This is a genomic window from Nocardiopsis prasina DSM 43845 (assembly GCF_000341265.1).
In the GTDB taxonomy this organism is placed as follows: domain Bacteria; phylum Actinomycetota; class Actinomycetes; order Streptosporangiales; family Streptosporangiaceae; genus Nocardiopsis; species Nocardiopsis prasina.
The window spans coordinates 1-11,673 of the sequence record NZ_ANAE01000131.1 but is presented as its reverse complement, the minus strand read 5'-3'; the positions used below and the strand labels follow the sequence as shown (position 1 = coordinate 11,673).

At 70.4% G+C, this 11,673-nt stretch carries 9 protein-coding genes; 1 reads left to right on the top strand and 8 read right to left on the bottom strand.

The window, feature by feature from the left end; translation table 11 throughout:
• Positions 1 to 43: 43 nt before the first annotated feature.
• The 6 genes from D452_RS0114095 to D452_RS0114070 all read right to left on the bottom strand — a co-directional run bounded on the left by D452_RS0114095 (position 44) and on the right by D452_RS0114070 (position 8,349).
• Positions 44 to 2,548 (bottom strand): mannose-1-phosphate guanyltransferase, encoded by a 2,505-nt coding sequence (locus tag D452_RS0114095; protein ID WP_017544794.1) that lies wholly within the window; start codon positions 2,546 to 2,548, stop codon positions 44 to 46.
• A gap of 224 nt (positions 2,549 to 2,772) precedes the next feature.
• On the bottom strand, positions 2,773 to 3,528 hold the full coding sequence (locus tag D452_RS0114090; protein WP_017544793.1) for a CDP-alcohol phosphatidyltransferase family protein: 756 nt from the start codon (positions 3,526 to 3,528) through the stop codon (positions 2,773 to 2,775).
• 201 nt (positions 3,529 to 3,729) lie between these two features.
• Positions 3,730 to 5,130, bottom strand: coding sequence for a flavin monoamine oxidase family protein (locus D452_RS0114085; RefSeq protein ID WP_017544792.1), 1,401 nt, complete (start codon positions 5,128 to 5,130; stop codon positions 3,730 to 3,732).
• A gap of 167 nt (positions 5,131 to 5,297) precedes the next feature.
• Positions 5,298 to 5,780, bottom strand: coding sequence for an SRPBCC family protein (locus D452_RS0114080; RefSeq protein ID WP_017544791.1), 483 nt, complete (start codon positions 5,778 to 5,780; stop codon positions 5,298 to 5,300).
• Positions 5,781 to 6,126: 346 nt separating this feature from the next.
• Positions 6,127 to 7,311: an amidohydrolase gene (locus D452_RS0114075; RefSeq protein WP_017544790.1), complete on the bottom strand. Its 1,185-nt coding sequence runs from the start codon at positions 7,309 to 7,311 to the stop codon at positions 6,127 to 6,129.
• A gap of 108 nt (positions 7,312 to 7,419) precedes the next feature.
• Positions 7,420 to 8,349, bottom strand: coding sequence for a DUF2382 domain-containing protein (locus tag D452_RS0114070; RefSeq protein WP_017544789.1), 930 nt, complete (start codon positions 8,347 to 8,349; stop codon positions 7,420 to 7,422).
• Between the two features lie 344 nt (positions 8,350 to 8,693).
• Between D452_RS0114070 and D452_RS29255 the strand changes: the two genes are divergently transcribed.
• Positions 8,694 to 10,262, top strand: a complete 1,569-nt coding sequence (locus tag D452_RS29255; protein ID WP_051061312.1) for a serine/threonine-protein kinase — start codon at positions 8,694 to 8,696, stop codon at positions 10,260 to 10,262.
• A 49-nt stretch (positions 10,263 to 10,311) separates the two neighbouring features.
• On the opposite strand, the gene thyX is transcribed toward D452_RS29255, so the two are convergent.
• Positions 10,312 to 11,109, bottom strand: coding sequence for an FAD-dependent thymidylate synthase (gene thyX, locus D452_RS0114060; protein ID WP_017544788.1), 798 nt, complete (start codon positions 11,107 to 11,109; stop codon positions 10,312 to 10,314).
• A gap of 248 nt (positions 11,110 to 11,357) precedes the next feature.
• The gene (locus D452_RS30890; protein ID WP_026129297.1) at positions 11,358 to 11,498 is read right to left on the bottom strand and encodes a GPGG-motif small membrane protein; all 141 of its coding nucleotides are present in this window, start codon (positions 11,496 to 11,498) and stop codon (positions 11,358 to 11,360) included.
• Positions 11,499 to 11,673 lie beyond the last annotated feature (175 nt).

Sequence of the window (11,673 nt, the reverse complement as noted above, 5' to 3'; positions counted from 1 at the left end):
GCGGGGGGAGCCGCCACCGACGAGAGCGCCCAAAGAACACGCCCTAGCTCTCGGCCCGCTCCACCACGGCGGCCCACTCGTCGAGTAGGCGCTGCACAGTGTCCGAATCAGGACCTTCCGCCCAAAGATGGGTGACGGCCTCCGCCGTGTCCGGCAGGACCAGCGCCCAGCTGCCGTCGGATTCGATCACCCGCACCCCGTCCGTGGTGTCCAGCTCGCGCTCTCCGGCAGCCTCCACGACCGCGCGCATCACGCTCCCCTTGACCGCCCACGGGGTGGGCACCGAACGGCGCAGGAGGTGCGCCTGAGGGATCGCACGGTCGATCTGGCCGAGCGAGCGCCGGGTCCGGGCCACCAGACCGAGCAACCGCACGAAGGCGGCGATCGCGTCACTGGTGGGACTGAACTCGGGGACGACGAAGCCGCCCCGGCCGTCTCCGGCGAAGACGATCTCTGCGCCCTCGGAACGCACCGCCTTGGTCAGCTCGTCCGTGGCGGTGGCCGTCCAGAGCACCTCGGCCCCGTGGGAGCGCGCCACCTTCTCCGCCACGCGGGTCGTGGTGACCGGCAGGGCCACCCGTCCGCCACCGCGTTCGGCGGCGACCAGGTCCAGGACCACCAGGAGCGCGCGGTCGCCGTCCACCAGCTCGCCGTTCTCGTCCACGATGGACAGCCGCTCGGCCACCGGGTCGAAGCGCACACCGAAGTCGGCGCCGGAGTTGGCGACCAGCTCGCCCAACCGCTCCAGGTCCCGCATCTTCTTCGCGACGGTGTCGGTGGGCGAGGCCTCGTCCAGCCGGTTGTTGACCGTGAGCACGTCCACGCCGATCCTGCCCAGCAGGGAGGGCAGGATGAGCGATCCCGTCCCACCCGCGCAGTCGACCACGACCTTGAGTTCGGCCTCGGCCACCCCTGAGGTGTCCACGGAGCGCAGCAGCTCGTGGGAGTAGTTCTCCACGTTGCGCGACGGGAAGGACAGCTCGCCGATCTCCCCGGGGAAGGCCCTGCGGTACTCGGCCCGGGAGAAGACCCGGTCGAGCTTGCGCTGGGCCCCCGACGAGAGGTCGGCGCCCTCTCCGTCCAGGAAGATGATGTCCACGGACTCGGGGTCCCCGGGGCTGGTGCGCACGGTGATACCGCCGCTGATCCCGCTCTGCGAGGTGTGGAAGCGCGCCACCGGAAGCGGGACCACCTCCAGGTCGCGCACCTCGATGGCGGCCGCCGTGAGCGCGCTGATGACCGCCCGTTTGAGCGTGCGAGCCGCCCGCGAGACGTCACGGGAGGTCGTGACGATCGCGCCCTTCTTGAGCGTGGTGGCGTAGGCGTTGGCCAGCCGCACCGCGAGCTCCGGGGTGATCTCCACGTTGATCAGTCCGGACACGCCCCGGGGGCCGAACAGCGAGCGCTGCCCGCGCGACTCCCAGACGACGTTGGTGCTGACCACCGCGCCGGCCTCGATGGTCTTGAACGGGTAGACCTTGACGTCGTTGCTCACGTACGCCTCGGACTCGATGACGCAGTCCTCGCCGACGACCGCACCCTCCTCGATCCGGGCGGCCGCCATCACGTCGGTGTTCTTGCCGATCACGGCGCCGCGCAGGTTGGCTCCCCGGCCGATGAAGACGTTGTCGTGCAGCACGGTGCGGTGGCAGAAGGCCTCCGCGCGCACGACCGTGTTGCTGCCGACCACGGTGTACTCGCGCAGCTCCGCCCCGGCCTCGACCTTGGCGTAGTCGCCGACGTACAGGGGGCCCTTGAGCACGGCGCTGGCGTCGACCTCGGCGCCCTCGCCGATCCACACTCCGGGCGAGACCTCGAAGCCGTCGATCTCGACGTCGACCTTGCCGGAGAGCACGTCGGCCTGGGCACTGAGGTAGCTCTCGTGGGTGCCCACGTCCTCCCAGTAGCCGTCGGCGACGTACCCGTACAGGGGCGCGCCCTCCTCCAGCAGTTCGGGGAAGACGTCGCCGGACCAGTCGACCACCTCGCCCTCGGCGACGCGGTCGAGCACCTCCGGTTCCATGATGTAGATGCCGGTGTTGACGGTGTCGGAGAAGACCTGGCCCCAGGTGGGTTTCTCCAGGAAGCGCTGGATGCGCCCCTGGTCATCGACGATGATGATGCCGAACTCCAGCGGGTTGGGCACCCGCTTGAGGGCGATCGTGACCTTGGCGCCGCGCTCCTTGTGGAACCGGACCATGTCGGTGAGGTCGATGTCGGTGAGCGCGTCACCGGAGATGACGATGAACGGTTCGCCGCGCAGGTGTTCCTCGGCGTTCTTGACGCTGCCCGCGGTGCCGAGCGGCACCTCCTCGGCGACGTAGTGGAGCTTCATGCCGAGCTCCTCGCCGTCACCGAAGTAGTTGCGGATGAGCGTGGCCAGGAACTGCACGGTGACCACGGTCTCGGTGAACCCGTGCTTGCGCAGCAGGCGCAGCACGTGCTCCATGATCGGTCGGTTCACGACCGGAAGGAGCGGTTTGGGCTGGTTGGCGGTCATCGGGCGCAGGCGTGTGCCCTCGCCTCCCGCCATCACCACGGCCTTCATGGGGGGTGCGGTGGGTGCGCCCTCGTTCGGGGGAACGGGCGCGGAGTCGGGTGCGGTCATCGCGCGCACCCCCGAACGGCGGGGCCGTCAGGAGACGCGGCGAAGGATGGTTTCTCGGAACGCGCACGGTCGCGCGCGGTGGGACATGTTCTCATTGCGGAGACGACACTCCCTTTCGATCCGACAGGACTCTGGTGAGCCGGTCCGCCGGTTCGTTCGGTGGATCAGGGCGCGGCCTGGCCCTGGTCCGGCGAGCCCGGTCCGTCCGAGCCCTCGGGTTCCGCGCCGGGCGCGCCGTCAGCGGACGCCGGAGCGGACGGATCGGGTCGGTCCACGCCGCGGCCGCGTGCGGGGTCGCTGTCCCGGGCCCCCGTGAGGGAACCCGTGTGATCAGCGCGTTCGTCGCGGCGGGTCTGGTCGATCAGACGCAGTCCCTGTACGGCGTAGAGCAGTCCGGCCCACCAGTACAGAGCCGTTCCCCAGAGCGCGAAGGCCCAACCTATAATCCGGGCCACATCTCCGACGAGGGACGCGTATCCGGCGATGAACAGCAGCGGGAACGAGTAGAGCAGGCAGAGGGTGGCGGCCTTGCCCGCGAAGTTGACCGGCAGCGGCCCGTAGCCGAAGTGGCGCAGCAGCGGGAGCGCGCCGAGGATGAGGACGTCGCGCAGCACCAGGATGCCCATCAGCCACCACGGGATGATGCCGCGCAGGACCAGTCCGAGCAGGGCCGCGAAGATGTAGAGGCGGTCGGCGAGCGGGTCGAGGATCTGCCCCAGTTTGGTGGCCTGGTTCCAGGCCCGGGCGATCTTGCCGTCCAGCCAGTCGCTGAGTCCGGCCAGGGCGAGCACGAGCAGCGCCCACCAGTCGGCCTGGGGCACCAGGATGAGCCAGAGGAACAGCGGCACACCCAACAACCGGAGCATGCTCAACAGGTTGGGAACCGTCCAGATGCGGTCACTGACCACCGGGCTGGCCACGCTGCCCCCCGCCTCGTCTCTGCCTTCTTCCGCGGATCGCCCCATACCGCCAACGATAACGGGCGGGGCCGTCGTTCCCCGCCACCTCGTGCCCCACCGGAACCGGGTGCCCGGACGGACGGCCTCCCGCTGATCGTACCGTGTACGGACTTCGCCCGGGACCCGGGTGCGACCTGCGCGGACGCACACTCCGGTGGTGGTTCAGCCGAGGTCGAGGATGCGGTCGGCTTCCCGCCGCCCGGAAAGCAGGGCGCCGTGCACGGTGGCGGTGTGCTCGATCTCGGTGGCCTCGCCCGCGAAGAAGAGGCGGTCGCCGACGGGATCACCCAGGGCCACGCGGTCCCCGTCCCCGGCGCCGACGGCGGTGAACGAGAACCCGCCGCGCGCGAAGGGGTCGTCCATCCAGTGCGTGAGGTAGTGGTCCACCGGGTCCGGGGCCTTCTTGAACATGCCGCGCAGGGAGGCCATGGCGTGTTCGACGACGTCCCCGTCCCCCATGTCCGAGAGGAAACGCGCCGCGTTGCCGCCGTTGCGGCTGACCAGGATGGGTTGACCGTAGACGTTCTGACCGGCGTACCAGTGGAACCAGGTGCCCTCCTCGGTGCCCAGGTGAACCAGGACCTCGGCGTCACCCCAGAAGACGTCGTCGAAGCGCAGGAACAGCTTCTCCAGCAGACCGTTCCCCAGTCGCGCCACGGCGTCGCGTTTGTCCTCGGGCAGTTCCGGGGTGAAGTCGACCTGGCCCGCCTGAAGGACCCCGATGGGCAGGGTGACCAGGACCCGGTCCGCGGTCAGGGTCTCCTCGCCGTCGGGGGTGTCCACCCGCACCCCGACCCCCTGGTCGTCGTGGGACACCTCCAGGACCACGTGCTCCAGACGGACGTCCAGCCCACGGGCGAGGTGGTCGGTGAGCTGGCTCATGCCGTCGGGGAAGACCACGTCGTCCCCGCTGAACTCGTGCCGGGAGGCGACCGCGGCGAACGCGACCTCCTCGGCGTCCGCCCCGTGGTCGGCCTCGGCGATCCGGTGGACGATCTCGGCGGCGTCCCTGGCCCGGGAGCGCACGAGGTTGGCGTCGTAGAGGGCGTGGTCGATGCCCTCCTCCATCGACTCCTCCGGGCTCGCACCGACCGTCGCCCAGTACATGTGCTCGTGGAGGAGGTTGACGTCCTCCAGGTTGCGGCGGTGCCGGTCGAACAGGAGCCTGCGGCCCTTGGGGTCGTAGGCGGTCTCGGTGGAGCGGTTGAACACGGCGGTGCGCGCGCCCACCTCCTCCACCAGGCGGGACAGCGGGTTGTTCTCCTCGCCGCGCATCCAGGAGGCCCCCACGTCCAGGGTGGCGCCCTCCCAGGCGTGCAAGGAGTGGATGCGTCCCCCGGTACGGTCCCGGGCCTCGACCACGGTCACGCGTTCACCCTGCTCCGCCAGACGGTCCGCGGCGGCCAACCCCGCCATTCCGGCACCCACGACGATGGTGTGGCCCCGGCCGGGTGCGGCCTCGCGTCCGCGCGGTTCGGGCTCGGCGCGGGGGGCCTCCCCGCGCCCGTCCTCCGTGCCGGAGACCTCCTCCTCGGTGATCTCCGCGCCCACGTCCTCGCTCATCGCGTTCCCCCTCCGTGTCGGCGGCCGACAAGAGCGACCCTAAGCGCCCGGTCTGTCCCGACCAGGGAGGACACACCAGGGAGCCCCTGCGCGGGCGCGCGGACACTCTTGACGGGGACCTCCCTGGAGAATGCCTGGACCGGGCCCGGGGCGGTGGCGCGGACGCCTCAGGGCTCGACGTGCCCGGCGAGGTTGGCCAACGAGGATCGCAGACCGACCTCGTGGTCCTCGGCCCGGATGCCCGGGGGCACACCGGTCGCCTCGATGGTCACCCGCGTGCCCTCGGGGACGGGCTCCATCCGCCAGGTCATGATCATCGTCCCCAGGAAGGCGGGGTCGTCCGAGTCGAATTCAACGGACTGCACGACCCGCTCGCCCGGCACGAGTTCGTCGAACCGCACTTCGGTGACGTCGGTGGTCTCCGAGGTCTTGCCGTGCCCGGCGTCGGACTCACCGTAGGTGAGCACCATGCGGAACCCGCCCCCGAGCCGGGGGTCGAAGTTCTCGATCCGACCCCCCATGCCCTCCGGGGGCAGCCAGGCCTCCAGGACCTCACCGTCGGTCAGCGCCCGGTAGACCGCGGCTGGCGGCGCCGCGACGATCCTCTCGGCCCGGTCGATCCGCTCGTTCCCCTGGCGGTCCTCGGCCATCGGGGCCCTCCCTGCCTTCATCGCGTCCGGAGGCTCCGGTCGCGGGCCACGACCCTAACTTGAGGCGGGGACAGAGTGAGGGAGGGCTGGCGGGGCGGCGGTGGGCGCTCTTCCCACTCCCACCGCCGACCCGCCCCCGCATGCACGGGCCCGTCCCGTCCTGACCGGCCCGAACGAACGAGCGGTCCCGTCCTGACCGCTCCGAGTACCCGGGTGGCAGGGCCCGGGTCCACGTCCTCACCGGGGCTCGTGGTGTCAGCACCGCCGCCCCGGCGTCCGTCAGTCAAGAAACCTAGTGCGCAAGGCTTTCAGATTTCTTCCGCTTTCCCCGCGGGAGGCCGAAGCGTCAGAGGAGGCGGCCCTCACGGGCCACGACCCGGCCCGCGCGGACGACCGCGTGGCGCTGGGGCAGGTCCACCACGACCTGCGGCAGACACTCGCCGTCCACCAGGAGGAAGTCGGCGGGGGCACCCGGCGCGAAGTCGGCCCGGGGCAGGCCGACCAGGGACGCCCCGTCGTGCGCGGCGGTCAGGAAGGCGTCCGCGAGCTGGTCGTCGAGCCGCGCCCTGAGCGCCCTGGCCAGGAGGTGGGCGCGGTGCAGCATGTCGGCGTCACCGAACGGGCTCCAGGAGTCGCGGACCCCGTCCGAACCCACACCGACGCGCACGCCGTGTTCGCGCAGCCGCGCCACCGGCAGGACCCGGGACGGGTCCGGGGCCACGGTGGTGAGCGCGATCCCCGCCTCACCGAGACCGGCGGCCACGGCCTCGAAGTCCTCGGCGGCCGGGGTCACCCCGAAGGCGTGGCTGACCGTGACGCGGCCGCCCATGTCCAGCGCCCGGGTGCGTTCGATGATCGCCCACATGGTGCGCGAGCCCACGGAGCCGCTGTCGTGCAGGTGGATGTCGACCCCCACCCGGTACCGGTCGGCGAGGCCGAACACGAGGTCGAGCTGTCCGTACAGGTCGTCGTCGAACCCCTCGGGGTCGATCCCGCCGACCAGGTCGGCCGCGCCGGTGCGCAACGCCTCCTCCAACAGGGCGTCCGTGCCGGGAGCGCGGCGGACCCCGTGTTGGGGGAAGGCGACGATCCGCACGTCCAGCGCGTGCGCCAGACGGCGGGAGGCCTCACGAACGCCGTGCAGGCCGTCCAGCCCGTAGGCGGGAGCGACGTCCGCGTGCGCGCGCATCGCCCGGGTGCCACGGGTGACGGCGTGGCCCATGAGGCGTTCGGCGCGGTCGGCCACGGGGCTGGGGCAGGCACGGAAGAACTCTGCGTCCTGTTCTCCCAGGTCGGCGATCCCCCGCGCGGGGCGGCGCGAGTACCAGGGCTCACCCCAGGAGGTCTTGTCCGGGTGGATGTGCGCGTCGACCAGCGTGGGCAGCGCGACGCGCCCGCCGCAGTCGACCACGTCGGCGTCCCCCGTGGGGGCGCGGTCGGCCACCACCCCGTCGACCACCACCAGGTCGACGGGGGCGCCGCCCATGGGGCGTACGTCGCGGAAGATCGTGGGGGGCTTCTGCTCGGTCATGACAGCCTTCCTGCTAGCGGTATACCAAAAATACCGAGCAGGGAGGCCCGCACGAGCAAGCGGCCCCTCCTGGGAGGGGCCACTCGGAGGTAGCGTGTACGCGCGTCGTCACGGAGCGCCGTCAGGACCCCTGGGCGGGATTCCGTCCTCGTCCTCGAAGTCGATGCGCTCCTTGCGGAGTTCGCCCTCGATGTGCTCCTCATGGGTGACGTCCCGCTTGCGGACGTGGACCTCCTCGACCGGCACCTCCTCCTTGGAGACGACCGGGCGCTCCTCGTAGAGCGTGAAGGTCCGCTCGTCCTCCTCCATGTGCCCGGGATCGGGCACCTGCGACGGATCGGTGATGGGCCGCCGCTCCACTTCCAACTCCTCGTGGTGCAGCGGGACCGTCTCCTCGAAGCGCTCGGTCTCGACGTGCCTGCGCATCCGCGCCTGCCCGCCCTCACGGCGCTCGACCCCGATGTCCACCCGCTCCTCGTGGCGGAGGACGGAGAGGTCGTCGGTGTCGCCCGCGCCGGGACCGCCCAGACGCTCGTCGGGCCGGAACCGCTCCAGCGGGTCACCGGCCTGCGGCTCGTCTCCCCGGCCCTCACGCTGGTCCGCGAAGTCACCGTGGCTGCCGGTCCCCCCGGTCATGGCGGCACCGGATGCGGTCCCCTCCGCGGTCCCGGCGCCCGGGTCCGCCATCGCGGTGTCGCTCTCCCCCTGGGCCTGCCGGGGGAACCCACCCTGCCTCGCGAAGTAGTCGCGGACCAGGGCCTCGTCCTCCGGGGTGATGTGCCGCTCCGCGTCGACCTGCGGGGCTTCCTTGACGACCGCCTTGTCGTAGGGCACCTGGATGTCCTCCTCCACGGGACGCGCCCCCTGGAGCGGCACGAGGGTCTCCCGCATGCCGAACATCCCGGTGTGGACCGACACCCAGCTCGGTTCCCCGGTGCTGTCGTCGAGGTACACCTGGTTGATCTTCCCCACGTGGGCGCCCTCGGCGTCGAGCACGCGGTGACCGACCAGGTTCTCTGGTACGAGTTCGCCTGTCACGGAGCATCCCCTCCTGGTTCACGGCAACGGGACGTGTGCCCCGTACTCGCCGGGGCCCTACCCCCGCACGGAGCCCGCAAAGGCCTTTCGGTCACTCCGTGAACAAGGAAGTGCCGACCATAAAACCCCCCTTGGCCTGCGGCGACTTCGATGAACCCCCGATGACGGGCCGTAGCCCGGCCGTTGACGCGTGGCACACCCCGTGGACGACACGGCGCCCGCCCCTCGGCGAGGGACGGGCGCACGGAGTGGAACGGTCAGACCTTGCGGTGCGAGACACGAATCGACCGCCCGTAGGTGCTAGCGTCCGGTTCACAGCGACTTCGTCCCCCCTTCGGAGCCCCATGTCCCCCTCAAAGACCGTCCTCGACGGGGTGGAGATCCGTCTGCCCACGACAGCCGAGGATCTTCCCTTCAACGCGCCTCGCAGGATTGGCCGTTACCGGCTACTCAAACGGTTGGGAGCGGGCGGGATGGGGGTGGTCTATGCAGCGCTTGCCCCCGACGGCCAGGCCGTGGCGGTCAAGACCGTGCATGTCGAGTACGCGGAGAACCCCGACTTCCGGGGGCGATTCGCCCGTGAGGTGACCCTACTCCGCAAGGTTGGCGGAGCCTGCGTGGTTCCTCTGCTCGACGCTGATGTGACCGCGGGACGCCCCTGGCTGGTCACACCGCTCATCGAGGGTCCGACGCTGGGAGCGCATATCGGTGGGCAGGGCCCGCTCACCCCAGCGCTACTGCGTGGCTTGGCCGTCGGCGTCGCGGAAGCTCTCATGCGTATCCACAGCCAAGGAGTGGTCCATCGTGACCTCAAACCGGCCAACGTGATCCTCTCTCCCTCCGGTCCCAAGGTCCTGGACTTCGGTATCGCCCGCGCCGTCGACGAGACCGCTCTGACCCGCACGGGATCGGTGGTCGGCTCCTCCGGTTGGATCAGCCCGCAGCACTACAGGGGCGAGGCCGCGACGTTCGCCGACGACATGTTCGCCTGGGGCGCCTTGGTGGCCTACGCAGCTACCGGACGCCCTCCGTTCGGCAGCGGAGCCGCTGACGCCATCGCCTACCGGATCCTTCGCGAGGAACCCGACCTGACCGGCCTGGACGGTCCATTAGCGGCACTGGTCCGAAGCGCGTTGGACAAGTCTGCGCAGCAGCGTCCGAGCGCGGCAGAGCTGGTGCGGGTGATCAGCGGCGAGCAGAAGGACGGCTCCGCCGAATCAGCGACTCGGGCCGTCACGGCGCTGCTCCACGACCACTGGTCAGGGGCGCCCGTGCCGACCACTCAACGGCTCCGGGTGGAGCTTCCCACCCGTCGGGCGGTACCTCGCAAACGTCCGGGGCGCGCATTGGCGCTGACCAGCGGAGCGGTGGCGCTTCTCTTGACAGTGGTGTCCGCAGGGTGGTGGCTCGGTCACTCCACGCAGGCCACCGACGCCCCAGCAGAGGTTTCCGACGCCCCAGGGGCCAGCGAGGCCTCAGCCGTCTCCCTGGTAACCTCCCCGGCCTTGGTGGGATGGTCCGTCGAGCCCGATACACCGCGTCCGAGCGACGACGCGATCGGTCTGCACCCATTCAGGTACACCGACGAACGAAGCGACCTGGAGTACGACGCGTACGACCAGGATTTCTCCGGCACAGAGCCCATGTGGGCACGCATCCTCGACGACGCGGAACTCTCCTGCGCGATCATGCTGTGCCCTGAGGAGGCCCTCACTGAGAACGGCCGGGGCGAGATCAACAACTCCGGCTACGGCACCACGCCCATTCAGCGCCAGGACGTGTTCGACTACTTTGCGGAGAACCGGCCGAGCGCGATCCGCCCCGAGGTGTACGTCGTTGTGGACGTCGACTACGCCATGGGCGAGGACGGCGTCGCGGAGATCATCCGGTTGGCCGAGCACTTCTTCCCGTGACGAAGAGCGCCCGCCCCTCGGCGAGGGACGGGCGCACGGGGTGGAACGGTCAGACCTTGCGGTGCTGGGGCACCCACACACCGTCCTCGACGGTGTAGTCGCCGAAGAGCGCGGGGGCCTCCGCCTTCAGCGTCTCTCCGATGAGGTTGAACAGGAGACGGATCTCCTCCTCCGCGCCGGGCGCGGTACGGGCCTCCAGGGTGTGCCGCAGCGTGCGCACGTTGGCGGTCCACACCAGCCCGGTCGCCACGCCCTCGGGGGCGAAGCGGCGCATGAAGGAGGTCTTGTGCTTCTTCTCCGCGAACTTCACGCCGTCGTCGTCCAGGCCGAAGTGCTCGGCCATCCAGAACTGGAAGTCCTCCATCTGCTGGAGCATGGCGCTGGCGCGCTCCATCAGCTCCGGGTCCTCCTCGGCCCACTCCGGGAACCAGAAGGGCAAGTCGGTCAGGCGCACGAAGCGCAGCGACTCCTGCGAGACGGCCACGCCCGGCCGGTGGCGGATGAGCTCGTGGGTGAGCACCCGAGAGACGTTGTGCAGCACGAAGCTGAAGCTCACGTGCTCCAGGACCGAACCGTGCAGGCTCGCCAGGATGTTGCCCAGGTAGGCGTCCTGGTCCTTGCGCACCCGCGTGACGTTCGGGTTCAGGCCCGGCTCCCACGAGCGGTAGCACAGGCGCCCGGCGAACTCGGCGAGGTTCTGGGGGTCGTTGAGGTGGGCGTCCAGGTCACCCCGGTCGAACCGCTCCAACCACGCCTCGCCGCCGACCTCCTTGAGGTAGTCGGCGATCGCGTCGTAGTCCACCTGCGGACGTGCAACCAGGCGGACCTGGGGCTCGACCTTCTTCACGGCACCCTCTCCTAGCAACTCCCCCGCCCAGGGCACGCGTCATGGCCGCGACCAGGGATGTTCCGGAGCACGGGAGCGTGTGTGGGGCGGGGCCGATTGACCTCCCCCGAGGGTACACGTCCCGCTGGTCAGCCGTGGTCGGTCCGGTGTCGGGAGCACCAAGCCGAGGGGCCGGGTGACCGACACGCGCTCGGGCGTGGTCGGACACCCGGCCCCTCGCCGGTCCGATGGGGGCGGACTCCCGTGGGTCAGATCCCGTAGAAGTAGCCCGGCGCGACGAACAGGCCGATGACGATGGCGACGATGCCCCAGAGGAGCTGACCACGCAGCACACCGAGGACGCCGGAGACGATGAGGACGATACCGAGGATCGTAAGCAAAATACCCATACACCACCCCTGTCCGGTCACAAACCGATCAAACAGCATCCCTGGGATAATTGTTGTCGCACGACATCGTTCCAGGTGGGCGGCGGTCACTGTGACACAGGTCGTACCGCCGCCACCACGGGTTTCACCCTCGGGCGAGCTCCAGGACACGGGCGACGACGCCCTCACCGACACT